The sequence below is a fragment of the Streptomyces sp. NPDC090798 genome (assembly GCF_044768965.1).
Taxonomy (GTDB): Bacteria; Actinomycetota; Actinomycetes; order Streptomycetales; family Streptomycetaceae; genus Streptomyces.
The window spans coordinates 151,527-170,745 of the sequence record NZ_JBIVXA010000013.1; the positions used below are offsets into that span (position 1 = coordinate 151,527).

At 72.0% G+C, this 19,219-nt stretch carries 15 protein-coding genes; 7 read left to right on the forward strand and 8 right to left on the reverse strand.

Going from position 1 to position 19,219, the window contains the following annotated elements; genetic code table 11:
- Positions 1 to 58 precede the first annotated feature (58 nt).
- A complete protein-coding gene (locus ACIQTP_RS27675) occupies positions 59 to 1,114 on the reverse strand; it encodes an isopenicillin N synthase family dioxygenase (protein ID WP_403404446.1) in 1,056 nt (351 codons plus the stop codon).
- A 677-nt stretch (positions 1,115 to 1,791) separates the two neighbouring features.
- Between ACIQTP_RS27675 and ACIQTP_RS27680 the strand changes: the two genes are divergently transcribed.
- Positions 1,792 to 3,177 (forward strand): PAS domain-containing protein, encoded by a 1,386-nt coding sequence (locus ACIQTP_RS27680; protein ID WP_403404449.1) that lies wholly within the window; start codon positions 1,792 to 1,794, stop codon positions 3,175 to 3,177.
- A 509-nt stretch (positions 3,178 to 3,686) separates the two neighbouring features.
- Here the strand turns inward: ACIQTP_RS27680 and ACIQTP_RS27685 are convergent.
- Positions 3,687 to 4,442: an SIS domain-containing protein gene (locus ACIQTP_RS27685; RefSeq protein ID WP_402044551.1), complete on the reverse strand. Its 756-nt coding sequence runs from the start codon at positions 4,440 to 4,442 to the stop codon at positions 3,687 to 3,689.
- 275 nt (positions 4,443 to 4,717) lie between these two features.
- Here ACIQTP_RS27685 and ACIQTP_RS27690 point away from each other — a divergent pair, with 275 nt between their 5' ends.
- The gene (locus ACIQTP_RS27690) at positions 4,718 to 5,410 is read left to right on the forward strand and encodes a metal-dependent transcriptional regulator (protein ID WP_054235646.1); all 693 of its coding nucleotides are present in this window, start codon (positions 4,718 to 4,720) and stop codon (positions 5,408 to 5,410) included.
- An 825-nt stretch (positions 5,411 to 6,235) separates the two neighbouring features.
- Positions 6,236 to 7,111 carry an alpha/beta fold hydrolase gene (locus tag ACIQTP_RS27695; RefSeq protein WP_403404453.1) on the forward strand — a complete coding sequence of 292 codons (876 nt, stop codon included), beginning with the start codon at positions 6,236 to 6,238 and terminating at the stop codon, positions 7,109 to 7,111.
- Between the two features lie 56 nt (positions 7,112 to 7,167).
- Here the strand turns inward: ACIQTP_RS27695 and ACIQTP_RS27700 are convergent, their stop codons facing one another.
- From ACIQTP_RS27700 to ACIQTP_RS27710, 3 genes are all read right to left on the reverse strand, one after another.
- Positions 7,168 to 8,778: a transporter gene (locus ACIQTP_RS27700; protein ID WP_403404456.1), complete on the reverse strand. Its 1,611-nt coding sequence runs from the start codon at positions 8,776 to 8,778 to the stop codon at positions 7,168 to 7,170.
- Positions 8,775 to 9,569 (reverse strand): ABC transporter ATP-binding protein, encoded by a 795-nt coding sequence (locus ACIQTP_RS27705; protein ID WP_403404459.1) that lies wholly within the window; start codon positions 9,567 to 9,569, stop codon positions 8,775 to 8,777. Before ACIQTP_RS27705 ends, ACIQTP_RS27700 begins: the two co-directional genes overlap by 4 nt.
- 140 nt (positions 9,570 to 9,709) lie before the next feature.
- Positions 9,710 to 10,372, reverse strand: a complete 663-nt coding sequence (locus tag ACIQTP_RS27710; RefSeq protein ID WP_402044539.1) for a bifunctional DNA primase/polymerase — start codon at positions 10,370 to 10,372, stop codon at positions 9,710 to 9,712.
- 298 nt (positions 10,373 to 10,670) lie between these two features.
- Between ACIQTP_RS27710 and ACIQTP_RS27715 the strand changes: the two genes are divergently transcribed.
- Both ACIQTP_RS27715 and ACIQTP_RS27720 read left to right on the forward strand, forming a co-directional pair.
- Positions 10,671 to 12,056, forward strand: coding sequence for a transcriptional regulator (locus ACIQTP_RS27715; RefSeq protein ID WP_382149855.1), 1,386 nt, complete (start codon positions 10,671 to 10,673; stop codon positions 12,054 to 12,056).
- 225 nt (positions 12,057 to 12,281) lie between these two features.
- A complete protein-coding gene (locus ACIQTP_RS27720) occupies positions 12,282 to 14,021 on the forward strand; it encodes a hypothetical protein (protein WP_403404462.1) in 1,740 nt (579 codons plus the stop codon).
- 37 nt (positions 14,022 to 14,058) lie between these two features.
- Here the strand turns inward: ACIQTP_RS27720 and ACIQTP_RS27725 are convergent, their stop codons facing one another.
- The gene (locus tag ACIQTP_RS27725) at positions 14,059 to 15,387 is read right to left on the reverse strand and encodes an ABC transporter substrate-binding protein (protein ID WP_403404465.1); all 1,329 of its coding nucleotides are present in this window, start codon (positions 15,385 to 15,387) and stop codon (positions 14,059 to 14,061) included.
- 171 nt (positions 15,388 to 15,558) lie between these two features.
- Here ACIQTP_RS27725 and ACIQTP_RS27730 point away from each other — a divergent pair, with 171 nt between their 5' ends.
- Together ACIQTP_RS27730 and purU are read left to right on the forward strand one after the other, a co-directional pair.
- Positions 15,559 to 16,005: a hypothetical protein gene (locus ACIQTP_RS27730; RefSeq protein WP_101404420.1), complete on the forward strand. Its 447-nt coding sequence runs from the start codon at positions 15,559 to 15,561 to the stop codon at positions 16,003 to 16,005.
- Positions 16,006 to 16,163: 158 nt separating this feature from the next.
- Positions 16,164 to 17,045: a formyltetrahydrofolate deformylase gene (gene purU, locus ACIQTP_RS27735; RefSeq protein ID WP_402044530.1), complete on the forward strand. Its 882-nt coding sequence runs from the start codon at positions 16,164 to 16,166 to the stop codon at positions 17,043 to 17,045.
- Positions 17,046 to 17,108: 63 nt separating this feature from the next.
- On the opposite strand, the gene ACIQTP_RS27740 is transcribed toward purU, so the two are convergent.
- Positions 17,109 to 18,611: a maleylpyruvate isomerase N-terminal domain-containing protein gene (locus ACIQTP_RS27740; RefSeq protein ID WP_403404468.1), complete on the reverse strand. Its 1,503-nt coding sequence runs from the start codon at positions 18,609 to 18,611 to the stop codon at positions 17,109 to 17,111.
- Positions 18,608 to 19,189, reverse strand: a complete 582-nt coding sequence (locus ACIQTP_RS27745; protein WP_403404471.1) for a sigma-70 family RNA polymerase sigma factor — start codon at positions 19,187 to 19,189, stop codon at positions 18,608 to 18,610. The genes ACIQTP_RS27740 and ACIQTP_RS27745 overlap by 4 nt, the downstream gene beginning before the upstream one ends.
- Positions 19,190 to 19,219: the final 30 nt, after the last annotated feature.

Below are 19,219 nucleotides of genomic sequence, written 5' to 3' on the forward strand. Positions count from 1 at the left end.
CTGAGCGCACCGAGCGCACACCGAGCCCTCCGGGCCCACTCACCGGGTCTGCCGGTCATCACGCGGGGGTGAGCAGCCCCGCGTGATGACGGGTGGCGACCAGTGGGTGGGCCCGCAGCTTGCCCTTCAGCTCGTTGAAGCCGTACTCCGCGAACAGCGGGTTCGCCGGGTCGTCGGTGACGCCGGGCGCGGCGGAGGCGTGCGGGAAGGGCAGCGGCTCCACGCGCGCGTCCAGGCGCGGGTTGTAGAAGAAGGGCACGGAGAACCGCTCGGTGGCCCCGGGCGGACTGACGACCCGGTGGTTGGTGGCGACGAGGTACCCGTTGGTGGCCACTTCCAGCAGCTCGCCCAGGTTGACCACGAACGCCCCCGGCAGCGGCGGCACCTCGTGGAAGAGGCCGTCCTCGCGCTGCACCTGAAGGCCGCCGACCTGGTCCTGGAGCAGCAGCGTCAGGAATCCGTAGTCCTTGTGCGCGCCAACGCCCTGGTCGGCGCCGTCGCCCGCGCTGCCCGGATAGCGCACGAGCTTCAGATGCGGATGGGCCCGCTCGCCGAAGATCGGCTCGTAGAAGTCGGCGGGCGCCCCGATCGCGGTGAGCAGCTCGCGCAGCAGCCGGGCCGCGACCGAGCTGAGCCGGTCGATCCACGCCAGCGCGGCGGTCCGCAGCTCCGGCAGCGCGGCCGGCCACTGGTTGGGCCCCTCCAGCCACCAGTAGGCGGGCTCGCCCGGACCGGGCCTGCGCGCGGGCCGCTCGGCCCCTATGTCGAGCTGGTCCCGCCAGTCCCGGCTGCCGCCCGTGCGCTCGTCGCCGGTGCGCGTGTACCCGCGGAAGTGCGGCGAGTTGACGTTGTCGAGGGCGAGCCGCTCGGCCTCGGGCAGCGCGAAGAACCGGTGCATGGCGTCGAGCAGGGCGGCGGTCTCGCCCTCGGTCACCCCGTGCCCGACGAGCTGGAAGAAGCCCACGTCGTGCGCGGCGCTGTGCAACTGCGCGTGCAGCAGGGCACGGGCCTGGGGGCCGCGGTCGGCAGCGGAGAGATCGATGATCGGAAGCTGCTGGTACAGCCGGTGCTGCCGGCTCTGCTGGTACTGGGCAGAAGACGTGTTCGTCGTCATGAGGTGCGTCCGCAGGGTCTACGGGTGCCCGGGCGGCCGCCGGGGGTGGGGCGGGGGCCACGGGTGCCAAGGGGAAGAGAGGGGGCCGAGGTCAGGAAGAAGCCCGACAGCCCATGCTCGTGACGCGCACGAAGTCCACGTGCCGGCGTCGAACGAGCATCGGAAGCATGGCCTAAGGGTACTGCGGACCCTGCGAAACGCATGTGCCCCAGGTCACAAGCCCTGTGAAACGCAGACGACCCGCGAGCTCGGGTCCCTCCGCCTCACGGCGGAGGAGCCGGCCGGACGTACCGGCGAGCTCGCGGGTCGGGTGACTGCTTGGGATTGGGGCCGGCTGCGCGCTCACTTCACACGCTGGTCCGGCACCGCACTGGATGTGGTGACGGGCCGCTAGCCCGCAGCCACCTCACGCGTCCGGTTCTTGTACATCTGCCGAACCACCTCCCTTCTCGTGTAGACCACACCTTAGGAACCGATCGCCGACAGCTCAACCACTTTTTTTCGAGCCTGCGATTCCTGGGGCGATTCCTGGGGCTGACGGGGCGGAATCCCTGCGTACAACGATTTCGTCCAATCTTTGGGGAACACGATGTGGGCTGGGTCACGTTCGAGTTGAATGAGGGCGAGTGAGCGAACTGTCTCGCCGTACGTGCGGACGCAGCCTGCAGGGGGTCCAGGTGAGTGCTTCCCGGCGTAGTGGGACCACCGACGAGCTGGGGCCGGACGAGCCCGAGCCGGCTGGTTCCGATCTGCTTGCCGCGCTGCTGGACGGGATGGACGCGGCGCTGTGCGCGTTCGACGCGGATGGGGTCGTCACCCATTGGAACCGGGAGGCCGAGCGGATCCTCGGCTGGACCGCTGCCGAGGCCGTGGGGCGGCGCGGGTTCGCCGGGTGGGCGGTGCGGACCGCGGACGCCGAGGAGGTCGAGGCACGGCTGCTGTCCGCCATGGAGGCCCCCGGGCGCCAGGTGCACGAGTTCGCGCTGCTGACCAAGGACGGCGGGCGTGTGCTCGTACGGACCCAGTCCGCCGCCGTGCGCGGAGCCGACGGGAAGCCCGCCGGGGTCTACTGCGCCTTCAGCGAGGTGCACGCGCAGATCGATCTCGAGCGGTCCATCGCCCTGAGCGAGGCGTTGTTCGAGGACGCCAGCTGGGGTGTGGTGCTGGTTGACGCGGACCTGCGGCCCGCCGTCGTCAACGCGCACGCGGCCCGAGCCCTGGGGATCGGGCGTACGGCGGTGCTCGGACGGCCGCTGGGGGAGTTGCTCTCCCAAGGGGTCGAGGAGCTGGAGGGCGCGCTCACGCACGTGCTCGCCGAGGGCGCGCCGCCCGCGCCCGCCGAGATGTGGGTGAGCGTGCGGTCGGCCGAGGGCGAGAAGCGGCGGTGCTGGCGCAGCGGGTTCGTGCGGCTCGCCTCGCCGCTCGCGGAAGAACCGGTTCCGCTCGGGGTCGGGTGGCTCTTCCAGGACGTGACCGAGGCCAAGCACACCGAGCAGGAGGCGGCCCTGCTGCGGTTCAGGGCCAACCAGCTGCACCGGGCCGCACGGGCGGCGGCCGAGTGCGAGGACCCCGGGGAGGCCGCCACCGTCCACCTCGACTTCGCGCTCGCCGGGTTCGCCGACCACGCGCTGATCGACCGGGTCGCGAGCGGGTGGTCGGCGGGGGACGAGGACGAGCCCGTACGGCTGGTACGCGCCGCCACCACGCCCGCCGGGGCGCCCGGGCCGAGCCTGCTCACCGGGAAGGCCGGACTGCCCGTGCGGTACGCCGAGGGGCATCCCGCGCTCCAGTGCGTGGAGCGGGCCGGCTCCGTGCGGGCCAGCTCCGCTGAGACCACCCCCGAGCGGATGCGGGAGTGGGCCACGGCCCGCCAGTGGCCGCCGGACTCGGTGCACGCCCTGTGCGCGGTCCTGCGCAGCCGAGGGCGCACGCTGGGCGTCGTGACGTTTCTGCGGGGGGCGGGGCGCAGCCAGTTCGAGCGCACGGACGCGACGTACGCGGAGGACGTGGCGGTACGGATCGCCATGGCACTGGATCTGGAGGGCTTGGCGGGACGGACGTAGAACCGCCGCCCGCCCTCCCCACCCGATCGGCCCAGCGGGGGGCAGGATTCCAGGTCGGCCCAGCGCGGGTGGCGGATTCCCGGTCGGCTCAGCGGGGGTTGGAGGATCTGGGCCGGTCCAGCGGGGTTGGAGGATCTGGGCCGGTCCAGCGAGCGGAGAGTCTCGGTTGGCCCAGTGTCGGTCGATGAGGATCTCGGTCGGCTCAGCGGGGTGGAGATTCCTGGTCGGATCCAGCGACCGTGGAGAGGGCCGTTCGGCTCAGCGTCGGTCGAGGATCCGGGTCGGCTCAGCGGCGTGGGGGATCTCGGTGGGCCCAGCCGCGGTGGAAGGCCCTGGTCGGCCCAGTCAGGGTGAAGGGTCTCGGTCGGCTCAGCTGTGGTGAAAGGCCCTGGTCGGCCCGGTCACGGTGAAGGGTCTCGGTGGGCCCAGCCGCGGTGAAAGGCCCTGGTCGGTCCCGCCGGGCTGAAAGATCCCGGTCGGCCCAGCCGCGGTGAAAGATCCTCGTCGGCTCAGCGGCGGTAGAAGATTCGGTCGCCGTACTCCGTCATCACCCGGCCGTTCCACTCGTGGCCGCCGTCGACGTTGCCCGAGCGGAGCAGGGGCGGCTCGATGCCCCGGTCGGCCAGCGCGCCCGCGGCCGTGGCCATGACGGCCTGGAGGAGGGCGGTCGTGACCACCGTGGAGGCGGGAGCGAAGGGCGCCTCGATCGCCTCCAGGGTCAGTTCCGCGTCGCCGACCGCGATCTTCGAGTCGAGGACGATGTCGCAGTGGTCCTTCAGATACGTTCCCGAGACGTGCCGGGACTTCGTCTCCGAGGCGTAGGCGACCGAGGTGACGCCGATGACCTTCACCCCCAGGGCCCGCGCGTTCATGGCCATCTCGACCGGGAGCGCGTTGCGGCCGGACAGGGAGATGATCACGAGTACGTCGCCGGCGCGGACCGGGCTGGAGTCCAGGACCGCGCTCGCGAGGCCGTCGACCCGCTCCAGGGCCGAGCCCAGCGTCGCCGGCATGACGTCAACGCCGACCACGCCCGGCACGGCGAGCAGGTTCATCAGGGCCAGACCGCCCGCGCGGTAGACGACGTCCTGCGCGGCGAGCGAGGAGTGCCCGGCGCCGAAGGCGAAGAGCCGGCCGCCGTCCGCGACGGTGTCGGCGATCAGCGCGCCGGCCGCCTCGATGTCTCCCGCGTCCTCGTCCCGCACCTGTTGGAGCAGGCCGATCGCCGCGTCGAAGAACTGCCCGGCCAGCTTGCGGTCGCTCATCGGCGAAGCCCCTTAGAAGTCTCGTCGGCGTCGGGTGGGCGCTGGGTCACGCTTCGTGTCGCGGATCACGTTGCGGTCTGGACCAGCGCGCTGTCAATACGGTCTGCGGAGGTGGCCACGGGGGTTCCCGGCGGGGCGTCCGCAGGGGCACCCGTAACGCTGTGGTTTCAACGGCGAGGCACGCTTGTCAGTGGTATGCGTCAGAATTGAGTTCAGGGCCAGCGCACACGCCGGTGAGCCACCGAGCCTTCGGCAGAGCTAATCAAGGGGCACGTATGTCCGGACTGATCGACACCACGGAGATGTATCTCCGCACCATCCTCGAGCTGGAGGAGGAAGGCGTGGTCCCCATGCGCGCCCGGATCGCGGAGCGGCTCGACCAGAGCGGGCCGACGGTCAGCCAGACGGTGGCGCGCATGGAGCGCGACGGTCTGGTGGCGGTCGCCACCGACCGGCACCTGGAGCTCACCGAGGAGGGCCGTCGCCTCGCCACCCGGGTGATGCGCAAGCACCGCCTCGCCGAGTGCCTGCTCGTCGACGTCATCGGTCTGGAGTGGGAGCAGGTGCACGCCGAGGCGTGTCGCTGGGAGCACGTGATGAGCGAGGCGGTGGAGCGGCGCGTGCTGGAGCTGCTGCGCCACCCGACCGAGTCGCCGTACGGCAACCCGATCCCCGGGCTGGAGGAGCTCGGCGAGAAGGACGGCGCCGACCCGTTCCTGGACGAGAGCATGGTGTCGCTGGCCGAGCTCGACCCCGGCCTGGACGGCAAGACCGTCGTCGTACGCCGGATCGGCGAGCCCATCCAGACGGACGCGCAGCTGATGTACACGCTGCGGCGCGCGGGTGTGCAGCCCGGCTCCGTGGTGAGTGTGACGGAGTCGGCGGGCGGCGTGCTCGTCGGCAGCGGTGGTGAGGCGGCGGAGCTGGAGTCGGACGTCGCGTCCCACGTGTTCGTCGCCAAGCGCTGACATTCGGTGATCGTGGGAGGCCTCGCACCCCGGTGCGGGCTTCCCGGCCCTGAGCCCGCGAGGGGCAGCTCCCGGGGGTGGGCCACGGGGTCCGGCATCCGCCGAACCCCGGGTCGGCCTCCGGGCGCGCCGGGCGCGGGCGTGGGCGCCATGGCGCAGGTCGCTCGCCGTGGAGCGCGTCGTCCGCCTGCGGTGACCCAACGCTCCACCCCCCTCCCCGCACCTCCGCCGACGCACCTCGGTCATGTCAACTCCCGCGACCACAGGGGTAGTTGTGATGTTTTCGCTACATGACCGAAACCAAGATTCAGTGTGCGGAATCGCAGCGCCGCGACCGTTTGCGTGCGAGGCTGGCCCGTGAGGCATATGACCTGAGGGCTCTTGACCGTGTCCAAGAGGGATGTCGCACGGTTGGGGAGGGGCGGGGAGGATGTGCCGTAGATGTGGAGAGGGCCCCGGCACCTTACGGCGCCGGGGCCTGTCCTCCCCTGTGCTGACCCGGAGCCCCGAGCTCCCAGGGTCATCCCCTTCGGACCGATTTCCCCGAGCGGTCCGCCTCCCGCTGAAGATCTCCCCTCAGCGGCGGCGGTCAATCCCCGAGCGTGGTCACTCGAACGAGGGGTGTTGCCGCCGAGAGGAGTATTTTCGAATGCCCATTCGATAACCTGGCGGCGTATCACAGGCGCATCGGGTACACGTAGAGCAACACATCAGCGAACTCAGTGGCACGACAGTGGCAGGAAGCGGCAGGAAGCGGTTACGAGTGGACCGGCCGACTCGAGCGGGAGCGAGCGGTCCGAGCGAGCTAGGGGGGGTGCCAGACCTATGGTGCGGCGCATCGACGTGACGGGCGCGGGCGGTCTGCGCCTCGCCGCCTGGGAGTTCGCCGATCCTCCCAAGAGCGACCCTCCCAGGACCTCACCCGCCCCCGGCGTGCTGCTTCTGCACGGCCTCATGGGCCGCGCCTCCCACTGGGCGTCCACCGCCCGCTGGCTCTCCGAGCGGCACCGCGCCGTCGCCCTCGACCAGCGCGGCCACGGCCAGAGCGACAAGGCGCCGGAGGGGCAGTACACGCGGGAGGCGTACGTCGAGGACGCCGAGGCCGCTCTCGAGCAACTGGGTCTCGCCCCCACCGTCCTCATCGGCCACGCGATGGGTGCGCTGACCGGCTGGCAGCTCGCCGCCAAGCGCCCCGACCTCGTCCGCGGGCTGATCGTCTGCGACATGCGGGCCTCGGCGTTAGGGGCCGCGTCCCAGCGCGAGTGGGAGGACTGGTTCAAGGCCTGGCCCATGCCCTTCGCCACGCTCGCCGACGTACGGAAGTGGTTCGGCGAGGACGACCCCTGGGTGGAGCGGCCGAACCCGTCCCGCGGCGAGTTCTACGCAGAGGTGATGCACGAGTCCGCCGACGGCTGGCGCCCGGTCTTCGAACCCGAGCAGATGCTCAAGTCCCGCCAGACCTGGGTGTACGACGCCCACTGGGAGGAGCTCGCCCAGGTCCAGTGCCCCGCACTGGTCGTACGGGGCCTCGACGGCGAGCTCGGCCGGGCCGAGGCCCAGGAGATGGTCCGCGTCCTGCCGCGCGGCCAGTACGCGGAGGTGGCCGACGCCGGTCACCTCGTGCACTACGACCAGCCGGAGGCGTGGCGCGCCGCGATCGAGCCCTTCCTCGACGGCGTACTCACCGGCCAGGACCGCTAGGCCGACAGGACCTTGTCGTCTGGATCACGCCTGGGTCGCTCGCCCTCCCCGTCGGCTCAGCCCCTGCTGACCGCCGCCAGGATCTCCGGCAGCCGCCGGGCCGTCCGCGGCGCGGCCATCCGCAGTCCGGACACCGTGAGCAGCGCCCCGTATCCGGCCCCCAGCGGCAGCAGCAGCCAGCTCCACCGGTCCCCGTCCGCCGTCACGTTCAGCCAGATCGTGAGGGCGATGACGGGAGCGGTCAGCAGCGCCGCCGAGACCATTCCGCCGAAGATGGCGATCCAGGCGAGGCCCGCCTGCCCGGGGGCCACGTTCTTGTAGCCCTCCTGCGGGATCGAGTACGGGAAGCGGGCCGAGGACCAGGCGCCGGTGGCCAGCATCGCGCCGAGCAGCGCGAAGGACAGGCCGAGCACCTCGGGCAGCTTGGACCAGTCGCCGAGCATCGCCGTCGTCAGCACGGTCACGAGGGTCGCGTACGGCAGGGTGATCACCAGCAGCGCCAGCGCACGCCCGCGCAGTTCGACGTACGCGTCGTGCGGGGACGCGATGGTCATCGCGACCATCCAGAACGCGGAGGTGTCCTGACCGAACTGGTTGTACATCTGGATGCCGAGCATCCCGGCCGCGAAGCACGCGAAGTAGATCGAGCCGGTGCCCTGCAGGGCGTTGAACACGGGCACGATCAGCCCGATCGCCAGCGAGGTCACCCACGCGGCCTTGGTCTTCGGGTCGCGCCACACGTACCGCAGACTGCGCTCCATCACGGTCCCGGTGCGCCCCGAGGGCAGCAGTCGGCGCAGCCCGTCCGTCGGGACCCGCTCCCGCGCCGCGGTTTCGCCCGCCTGCAACGTCGACCCGTCCGGGGAGGTCATCAGCCGGGTCAGGTGCCTCGACCAGAGCGCCAGCAGCCCCGCCAGCGCCGCCACGCTCAGGACGAGTTGGGCGCCCCCCGCCCCGTACGAGCCTCTGCTCATCGAGTCCACCGCGCCGATCGCCGAACCGGGCGGCACCCAGCGCAGCACGTCCGCCGCCGGGTCGAGCCGGGACAGTCCGCCCGCCGAACCGAGTCGTTGCGCGCCGAAGTTGACGAGCTGCGCGCCGATCGCGATGACGAGGCCGCTGAGTACGGCCAGGTCGCGGCCCTTGCGGCTGGACAGCAGCCGGATGTTGGCGGCGGCGACGGCCCGCGCGAGGGCCACACAGACGAGCAGCGCCAACGGCACGGCCGCGACACCGGTGACGTACGCCGCCGTGCCGTGCGCCACGGAGATCACGGAACCGACCAGCAGACACAGGGTGAAAAGCGGTCCGATGCCGACCAGCGAGGCCACGAGCAGGGCCCGGACCAGCGGGTGCGGTCGCAACGGCAGCATGACGAGCCGGGTCGGGTCTAGGGTCTCGTCGCCGCTGGGGAAGAACAGCGGCATCACGGCCCAGCCGAGCGCCATGACCGCGATCAGCAGGACGGTGACGGACGCGGCGTGCGCGTTGCCGCGCAGGGCGATGAGGCCGAGCAGTTGGAGGGCGGCGAAGAGGAGGACGACGACGACCGAGGTGATGTACGCGGCCCGCCGCCCGGCCGACTGCCGCAGCCCGTTGCGCAGCAGCGACAGCTTCAGCCGTACGAAGACGGGGGTGATCGAGGCCTCGTAGGTACCCGTGCTCATCGCGTCGCCCCGCCGCCCAGCCAGTCCAGGTCGGACCCGCGGTCGCGGCCGTGTGCGCCGACCAGTTCCAGGAACGCCTGCTGGAGGGAGGGTGCGTCGCCGCGGACCTCCGCGAGCGGGCCGTGCGCGCGGATGCGCCCCGCGACCATGACGGCCACCCAGTCGCACAGCGATTCGACGAGTTCCATGACGTGGGAGGAGAAGACGACCGTGGCACCTGACGCCGTGTAGCGCTCCAGGACGCCGCGGATGGTCTGCGCGGAGACGGGGTCGACGCCCTCGAACGGCTCGTCGAGGAAGAGGACCTCGGGGTTGTGGAGGAGGGCGGCGGCGAGGCCGATCTTCTTGCGCATGCCCGTCGAGTAGTCGACGACGAGTTTGTGCTGGGCGCCCGCGAGGTCGAGGACGTCGAGGAGCTGGGTGGTGCGCTTGTCGACCTCGGCGCCGGGCAGGCCGCGCAGCCGGCCGGTGTAGGCGAGGAGCTCACGCCCGGAGAGCCGTTCGAAGAGCCGCAGGCCCTCGGGGAGTATGCCGATCCGGGCCTTCACCGCCGCCGGGTCGCGCCACACGTCATGGCCGACGACCTCGACGCCGCCCTGGTCGGGCCTGAGCAGCCCGGTCACCATCGAGAGGGTGGTCGTCTTGCCCGCGCCGTTGGGCCCTACGAGCCCGATGAACCGCCCGGCGGGCAACTCCAGATCGATCCCGGAGACGGCGACCTGCTCCCCGAACCGCTTCCAGAGCCCCTGCACACGTACGGCGGGCGCACTGCCCCCTGCTCCCTCGGCCATACGAGCACCCTAAGGGGAAGCGACCTGTTTTTGGGCTTTTAGGGGCGCGGGGAACTGCGCGACCAGCCACAACGCACCCGCAGAAGAAGACGACGCCATCCAGGGCTACCGATCCCGACCGCACGCATAGCCATCCAGGGCTACCGATCCCGACCGCACGCATAGGCGAGCGGCGAGATCAATTCCTCCGCATCCGGCAGCCACCGGTTCGCCGGCGTCGGCCGGCAGGCCCACTGCACCGCACCCCGCGAACCGAACCGGGTGGGCGGAGCCGCCACGTACGAGCCTTCGCCCAGGGTGACCAGATCGAGGGAGGCGGGCGGCCAGCCCAGTCGGCGTACCAGGTCGGGGACCTTTGTCGCCGCGCCGGGAAGGACGAAGAAGTGCATGCGCCGGTCGGGCGTGCACGTCACCGGCCCCAGTGTCAGCTCCATCCGCTCCATACGGGCGAGCGCGAGGAACCCGGCCGTCTCCGGCACGTCGATCGCGTCGAACGTACGCCCGGTGGGCAGCAGGATCGACGCGTTCGGCTGCTTCGACCACATCCGGCGCGCGACCGTCGCACTGCCCGTCGCCTGCGTCGCCCAGTCCTCGCGCGCCGCGTGTGCGCCCGGCGTGGGGCAGTTGGCCTCGCCGCAGGAGCAGCGTTGCATCCCGTCGACGGCCTCCAGCCACGTGCCCGGGAACACGTCCCAATGGCGCTCTTCGGCATATCGCACGGCGGTGTCAAGCAATGATTCGCCACGCTGCTTCGGGATTTGGACGGCCTCGGGCCCCGCGATGGTCTCTTCCACGATGAACACAACTCTAGTCGCCACAGGGGGTTACGGGGGTCCCGTGCGCGGGGGAGGGGCATCGTTCCCGCGTGTGGGGCGCATGGATGCACGGGTGGGGGCGCGCAGGGGGAACGGCAGCGGGCGGTGGGTAACCAGGGGTGGGGTCGGGGCAGCCGCCTTTACCCCGGCAATCCTCACATGTCTCGCATCTTCGGTATGTCGGCGGGGCATTGATCTTCATGGCCGACTTCCTTCGCTGTGGTTGGCCGATGAGGACACGTCAACTCGGTGCGTGGGCAGGCACCGCAGCCACAGGGGGTACGCCATGGCCGCAAGGCCTCTCGTCGCCAGGCAGCCGAACGAACGGCTGCAGGCGCTCATCCAGGAAGCGGGCTGTTCCAACGCCGGCCTGGCCCGCCGGGTCAACATGTGCGGCGCCGAGCACGGCCTCGATCTGCGCTACGACAAGACGTCGGTGGCGCGCTGGCTGCGCGGTCAGCAGCCGCGGGGACGCGCTCCCGCGATCATCGCCGAGGCGCTCGGCCGCAAGCTGGGCCGTACGGTCACGATCGACGAGATCGGCATGGCCAACGGCAAGAACCTCGCGTCGGGCGTGGGGTTGCAGTTCTCGCCGACCGTCCTCGGCGCCATCGAGCAGGTGTGTGAGCTGTGGCGCAGTGACGTCGGACGCAGGGACTTCCTGTCCGGCTCGTCCGTCGCCGCCTCCGCGCTCGTCGAGCCGAGCCGCGACTGGCTGATCTCCGCGCCGGACTCGCAGGTGGCGCGTGCGGCGGGCCCGCGGGTCGGGCTCTCGGACGTGGCGGCGGTCCGCGCGATGACCCAGGCGCTCACGGACCTGGACCACCAGTACGGCAGCGGGCATGTACGCCCGGTCGTCGTGCACTACCTCAACAGCGTGGTCTCCGGGCTGCTCGCGGGTTCGTACCGGGAGGGCGTCGGACGCGAACTCTTCTCGGCGGTCTCGCGGTTGACGGAACTCGCGGGCTACATGGCCATCGACACCGGTCAACCAGGCCTCGCCCAGCGGTACTACATCCAGGCGCTGCGGCTCGCCCAGGCGGCCGGGGACCGGGGATACGGCGGGTACGTGCTGGCCGCGTCCATGAGCCACCTGGCGGCGCAGCTCGGCAACCCGCGCGAGATCGCGCAGTTGGCGCGCGCGGCGCAGGAGGGGGCGCGGGGGCGGGTGACACCGCGCGCGGAGTCGATGTTCCACGCCGCGGAGGCGCGTGGGCACGCCCTGATGGGCGACGCGCGCGCCGCTCAGGTGGCGTCCGGGCGTGCGATCACCGCGCTGGAGGGCGCCGACGCGGCCTCGGCGGACGACCCGACGTGGATCGCGCACTTCGACGAGGCCTATCTCGCCGACGAGTTGGCGCACTGCCACCGTGACCTGGGTCAGGCGGAGGCCGCCGCGCGCTGCGCCGAGGAGTCCCTCGCCGGGCATCCGGAGTCGCGGGCCCGCCGCCGGGCCATCGGTTACGTCCTGCTGGCCACCGCGCAGGTCCAGCAGCGCGAGGTGGAACAGGCGTGCCACACGGGTCTGCGCGCCGTCGAACTCCTCGGCACGCTCCGCTCCAACCGCGGCGCCGAGTACCTGGACGACTTCCAGCAGCGCCTGGAGCCGTACCGGGACGAGGCGGTGGTACGGGAGTTCGGGGCGCGGCTGGAGTTGCAGGCGGCGGCGTGAGCGGATCGTGTGCGCGCCGGTGAACACGCGGTGTGCACGGGCGTGAACGCCGGGCGAACGAGGGCGCCTGGAGTGGGAGGAGACAGATACAGCGCACGGTGGGGCGTATTCGTTACCCCGGTCACAGGGGGCGGGGGTAACGCCCTGTGCTGCGTGGCACGGGCACGTGGGGACCCGGTAGCGTGAGCCGACGATTCCGAAGGTCCCCCATTAGTAGGAGTCCCGGTGACGCAGAGTGGACAGGGCGAGCAGCCCTCGGCGCGCACGGCGCGCGAAGGCATCGTGCTGCCCTCCGACGGCGGCGAGCCGCTGTTGCCGGGCATGACGGGTGACCAGGCCGTTCCGGCGGTCCCGGCGGGCGGTCAGACCTGGGACCAGCCGTGGGGACCGGACCCGTCGGCGGCACCGGCCCCGCAGCCGGCCGAGGGGTGGGGTCCGCCCATGAACGGCACCCAGACCTGGGGTGGCTCCGAGTCGTCCCCGTCCGGCGCCCCCGCCCCGGACTGGGGCGGTCACGACCCGTCCACCCAGACCTGGGCCGCGCCCGCGGAACCGGCGCAGGGCTGGGGCGCCGCCCCGGCCCAGCAGCAGGGCTTCCCGGCCCAGCAGGCTCCCGGCGCCGGCCCGCTGCCGGCCGAGGGCGCCCAGCAGTCGTCGTACGGGGAGCAGCGGCCCTACGGGAACCAGCAGCCGCCGTCGTACGGCGGTCAGGAGACCTCTTCCTACGGCGGCCAACAGGATCAGGCGTACGGCGGCCACCAGGGCGGTGCCGTACCCCAGCAGCAGCCGCAGGGCGCCCACGCCGCCGCGCTGCCGCCCGCCGTTCCCGGGGCGCTGCCGCCCGCCGTCGACGAGGGCGCCACGCAGTACATCCCGCCGGTTCCTGCCGAGGGCGCGACCCAGTTCCTGCCGCCCGTCCCCGCCACGCCCGACGAGGGGGCCACGCAGTACATCCCGCCGGTGGGCCCGGGTGCGCTGCCGCCCGAGGTGTCTTCGGGACCGCTGCCCCCGGCCGCGCACCCCGACGCCGAGGCCACGCAGTACATCGCCCCCGTGCCCGCGGAGCCGGGCGCGGCGCCGTACGGGATACGTCCGGGCGGCCCGGAGGACCGGCAGCCGCCCGCGGAGTTCGACAACCTGTTCCGCAGTGCGCCCGGTGCGCCGGGCGCGTCTGAGGGGCCCGCGTCCACGCAGCAGCTGCCGCGGTTCGAGGCCCCCGCTCCGCACGCCCCGTATGCCGCGCAGGCCCCGGGGATGCCCGGAGCGCCGGGCGGGCGGGCCGCCACCCGGCGCGGCGCGGCCGACGACGGCGGCGGTGGTGGCCGCGGTGGACAGAGCCGCTCGCGCGTCCCGCTGATCGCGGCCGTCGGCATCGGTATCGTCGTGCTCGGTGTCGGGGCCGGCGCGATGCTCAGCGGCGGCGGAGGCAGTGACAGCGGCAAGAACGGCAGCAGCAAGAACGTGTCGGCGACGGCCGAGGCCACGGACGGCTCGTCGTCGGCGGCCGACCCGGCCAAGGCGCAGGCCGTCGCGCTGGACAAGCTCCTCGCGGACAGCAACAACAGCCGCGACTCGGTGATCAACGCCGTGGAGAACGTGAAGGCGTGCAACAACCTGGACCAGGCGGCCAGTGACCTGCGCGACGCGGCCAAGCAGCGGTCCGGACTGGTGACCAGGCTCTCCGGCCTCTCGGTCGACAAGCTCCCGAACAACGCCCAGCTGACCGCCGCGCTGAACAGCGCCTGGCAGGCCTCCGCGTCGGCCGACAACCACTACGCGGCCTGGGCCGACCAGGTCAAGGGCAAGAAGGGCTGCAAGAAGGGCCACGCCCGCACCACCGGTCAGACCGCGGCGGCCAACCAGGCCAGTGGCACCGCGAGCGCGCAGAAGGCGAAGGCCGCCAGGCTGTGGAACTCGATCGCCTCGACGTACGGACTGACGCGGCGCACGACGACCCAGCTGTGACCACCCGGTCCGGTGACCGCCCGGTCCGAGCCCGGTCTCAGTTCGAGTCGGCGTTCTCCAGCGTCTTCGACACGTCGATGAACCCGTTGCGCTCCGAGGCCAGCTGACCCTTGTGTACGACCTGGAAGGTGACGTGGGCGTTGACCAGGCGCGGGAAGTCGACGGCCGCGATCAGGTCCTCGTAGCGCCAGCTGAGGGTCGGGGTGAGCCGGCCGGTGGTCACCTTGAGGCCGTTGTCGAGGGCGTGCCGGATCGCGAGCGAGGTCACCTTGCCGCCGCCGAGTGACTCGACGACCGACTTGAGCACGTTGTACGCGATCCAGGTGGTCTGCACGCCGGCGTCCGCGGGGTCGATCCGGTTGTCGCCGAAGGCCTGCTCCTTGATCACTCTGCGCATCGGGTCCCAGCGCGGGTCGCTCGCCACTGGGTACCAACCGGTGACGTGCGCGCCCTCGTACGGGCTCGACTGACCGCCGGTGGAATCGATCAGGGACTGGTCGAGGCTGCCCAGCACCGTGCCCGTACCCACCTTCGGATAGTCCTGGCGGTCACGCCGGAACGAGTCCATGAAGGTCTCCGTACGGTCCCCGAGCGCGGACACCACACAGCCCTGCTTCAGCGGGTCCGAGCTCGCGCGGTCGAGCGCGAGCTTCGTCTGCTCCGAGTACTCGGTCGCGTCCTCGGCGGCCCGCTGGTCGGTGGTGGGCGCGTGGCCCTCCGCCTTCAGACCGGCGTTGAGCAGCACCGGGAGCTGGTCGCCCGCGACGGTGTCGGGGCGGACGAGCGCCACCGGGCCGCACTTCTTGCCGAGCTGCTCCCCGAGGCCGGCCAGCAGGGCGGGCTCGCCGCCGTTGATCGGATAGGAGAGCGGGCTCGAGAACTCGTCGTCGGTGACGCCGTAGCCGCCGATGTACGGGATGCCGGCGGCCTCCAGCGGGGCCAGGAAGGAACGGCCGTGCTGGCTGTAGGAGCCGACGACCGCGACCACGTTCTCGTCGGCCGCGCGCCGGGCGCACTTCGCCGCGTACACGGTGTCGTTGTGGTCGTTGCAGGTCAGGACCTTGAGCTTGTGGCCGTTGATGCCGCCGTTCGCGTTGACCCAGCGCGCGTAGGCCTCGGCCATGGCGGGCATGCCGGGCTTGTTGGTCGCGGGGGTGTCCTGCGGCGCCCAGGTCATGACGGTGATGGGGTCGTCCCCGGAGCCCCCCGTGATCCCGGGGACGGCCCCGCACCCGACAGCGATCGACGCACACGCCACCACCGCGCCCGCGAACAGCACTCTGGTCCTGACCTTCGTCGAGACTCTGCTCCCGGCCCGCTGGGGGCGGACGGGTGGGGTGGTGCTGGTGCGTCGCCTACCGGTCATGGACACGCACGATTCCGTCACATCACTAACCTGTGTGTGACCGGCGGTCAACATGAGGTGACGTAGAGGTGAATTACGGGGGGCGATGATCGCATTTTCGCGGAGAACGTACGATCGTCGACTGTGCAAGGTTCGGAGAACTCTTCCCGTCGCGGCCGTCGCTCCTCCACCATGGGCGGCATGCCACTGAACGACATGCCCTGGTGGCGCTGGCGCAGCAATGTGCGTTCCGCGCTGCACATGCTCTCCGACCCCACCTTCCAACGTGATGTCTGGCTCGCCGGGATCGACGGGTACGGGGACGTCACCGACGCCGTGTACCGCCTGGTCGAGGACACCTGGCTGGACAACTGGTCCGCCGAGAAGTACGTCGGGACGATCTTCCGGGACTCCCAGGAGGCGGCCCTCGTCGACACCGCCGTGCTCCGCGTCCTGCGGATCATGCACCAGGTCGGGCCGGACGCACCCGTCTCCGCCTACCTCGACCACCAGGCATGGCCGGAGGCACTGCGGGCGGCGCGCGACGCGCACGTACGCCTCGCGGTGAGCGACGGCGAGGACCCGGACACTCCGCCGCGGACGCTGGAGATCCTGCGGATCCTGACACGGTCGGCCTAGCGGCCGGGACTCGAGGGCCGGGACTCGAGGGCCGGGACCCGAAGGCCGGGACCTGAAGGGTCCTGCCGCCTGGAAGGGCCCTGCGCCTGTACGCCGAGGCCGTCCGCGTGGCGGGACGGTTCGTCCCGCGCGGCGCCTCGTATGGGACCCTGTCCCGCATGAACGATCAGTCCACCCGCGCCGCCGCGCCCGCCGAACAGTACGTCCTGACCCTCTCCTGCCCGGACAAGCAGGGAATCGTGCACGCCGTGTCGAGCTACCTCTTCATGACCGGCTGCAACATCGAGGACAGCCAGCAGTTCGGCGACCACGACACGGGACTGTTCTTCATGCGCGTCCACTTCTCGGCGGAGGCGCCGGTGAGCGTGGACAAGCTGCGCGCGAGCTTCGCGGCGATCGGTGACTCCTTCCACATGGACTGGCAGCTCAACCGGGCCGAGGACAAGATGCGGATCGTGCTGATGGTCAGCAAGTTCGGCCACTGTCTGAACGACCTGCTCTTCCGTGCGCGGACCGGCGCGCTGCGCGTCGACATCGCGGCCGTGGTCTCCAACCACACGGACTTCGCCGAGCTCGTGGCCTCGTACGACGTCCCCTTCCACCACATTCCGGTGACAAGGGACACGAAGGCGCAGGCCGAGGCGCAGCTGCTCGAACTGGTCCGCTCCGAAGGCGTCGAACTGGTCGTGCTGGCCCGCTACATGCAGGTGCTCTCGGACGACCTGTGCAAGCAGCTCAGCGGCCGGATCATCAACATCCACCACTCCTTCCTGCCGAGCTTCAAGGGCGCGAAGCCGTACCACCAGGCGCATGCGCGCGGTGTGAAGCTGATCGGCGCGACGGCGCACTATGTCACCGCCGACCTCGACGAGGGGCCGATCATCGAGCAGGAGGTCGAGCGCGTCGGCCACGACGTGACGCCCGACGGGCTGGTCGCCATCGGGCGGGACGTGGAGTGCCAGGCGCTGGCGCGCGCGGTGAAGTGGCACGCCGAGCGCCGGATCCTCCTGAACGGCCGCCGCACGGTGGTATTCGCGTAGGACACGCGCAGGCTCCGCCCCCGGCCCCGGAGATCGTTTCGGCCGCGGGCGGACGGGGACGGCCTACATCCGGCTCAGGGACGCGGCGGCGAAGAGCACGTCCCTGATGGCCTCGCGGTCGCCCACCTGACCCGCCGCCGCTTCCTCCGGCGACACATGCCCCGCCGCCAGCCGGCAGAACTCCACCCCGTCCAGCGCGACATGCGCGACCTCGTGCTCGGCGGAGGCGACGCTTGCCGGGGAGTCGAGCGGGATCAGCCACTCGCCCCCACCGGAGCCCTCGATCTCCAGGCGCAGACTGCGTCCGGGCGACCCGGCGGCGACGAGCCGGCGGGGCGCCGGAGCCGACAGCCCCGTCCGCCGCCGCTCGGCGAGCGACACGGGCAGCATCCGCGCCGCCAGGTCGATCATCCGGTGCAGATGACGCGGCGCGGGCGGCTCGTACGGATAGTCCACGGCGTCCGCGATGTCCCCCGCGTGCACCCAGCACTCGAAGGCCCGGTCCAGCATCGAGTCGCTGAGCGGCAGTTCGAAACCGCCGTACGACACGGCGAGCCGCCCGGAGCCTCCGCCCGCGAACGACACCGTACGGACGAGGTTGTGGCTCTGCTCCCGCCAGGGCGCGCGCACGGCCCGGGTGGGCGGGAAGTGCGAGGCACGCCAGTACGCCTCGGTGCGCTGCGAAGGGGTCGGGGCGCCCGCAGCCGCCCCCCGCGCCTCGGTCTTCCCGGTCGTCGCTCCGCCGAGCGGGTCCTCCAGGCCCAGCGCGATCCCCACCAGCCCGTCCACGGAGAGCAGATGCGCGATGACCCCGGCCACGGTCGTACGCCGGCTCACGGGCCCGTCGCCCTCGAACCAGCGCAACCGCACCGGCGCGTGCCACTCCGAGTCTCCTATGTCCTGCAACAGCGCGTCGAGCCGCGCGGCCTCCGCGTCGTAGGGCGCCGCCCACTCGGGCACCGGGATACGCGCCGGACGCCGGTCCAGGCAGCCCTCCAGGACCCGGGTGCGCAGCGTCGGGTCGAGATCGAGGCTCTCCGGCGGGTGCAGCAGCCCGACCGCGCCGCGCAGCCGCAGCGCCTCGTCCGCGCACGAACCGCACTCCCCGAGGTGCTCCTCGACCGCCGCCGTCTCCTGCGCCGAGCAGGCGGCCAGGGCCCACGCGCCGAGCAGCGACTTCAGCACCCGGTGCTCCAGGACGAGCGGTGCGGGTTCCGGCAGCGGCAGTCCGGTGTCCTCGACGGAGGAACGCGGCAGGGGGATGCGCGGCGGCTGCCCCGACCCCGCGGGCCCGGCGGGACCGGTGGTCCCACCGCCGCCGCCACCGTCGTCACCCCCGCCTCCGGCAGGGACGTCACCGTGACCGCCGTCGGCGTCGCGGGGTCCGCCGGAACTCCGGTCGGCCGCCCCCTGCGCGCGCTCGCCTCCGTCCCCGCCGTCCCCCTCACCGCCCTGCTCCTTCGCCGCGTGCTCCTCGTGTTCGTCGAGAGGCTTGTCGAAAGGCTCGTCGAAGGGCTCGTCGAAGGGCTCGTCGAAGGGCTCGAACCGGTCCGCTCCTTCGCTCACCGCGCACCTCCGTATTGGGGCGGCGTGCCGGAGAGCCCGGCGTCGTGGGCGGTGGACAGCAGTTGCAGGCCGAGGCGGAGCCGGCGGCGGGCCTCGTCCTCGGTGACGCCGAGGTCGGCGGCGGCCTGGCGGTAGTCGCGGCGCTGGAAGTACGCCAGCTCCAGGGCGGCCCGTAGTGGGGTCGGCATGGACGTGACGATGTAGTCCGCGCGGGCGGCGACGGAGGCGCTGCGCACCTTGCGTTCCAACTCCTCGGTGGTGCCGCCGCCGTCCAGGGCGAGCGCGGCGGTCTCGGTGGCGCGCAGCCGCTGCACGGCGAGCCGGTGGGTCAGCGTGGCGATCCAGGAACGCAGGGGACCCTGCTTGGGGTCGTACGACTCGGGGCTCTGCCAGACGTGGGCGAACACCTCGCGGGTGATGTTGTCGGCGGCCCGCTCGTCGCCGAGTACGCGGTGCGCGAGGCCGTGCACGAGCGAGGCGAACCGGTCGTAGAGCTCACCGAGCGCGGCGGCCTCCCCGCGTGCGAGCCGCTGCTGCATCTTGCGGTCCCAGCGGGGCGGTGCGTCCTTCGCCGCCATACGGCCCCCTCACTCTGCTCCTGCCCGGCG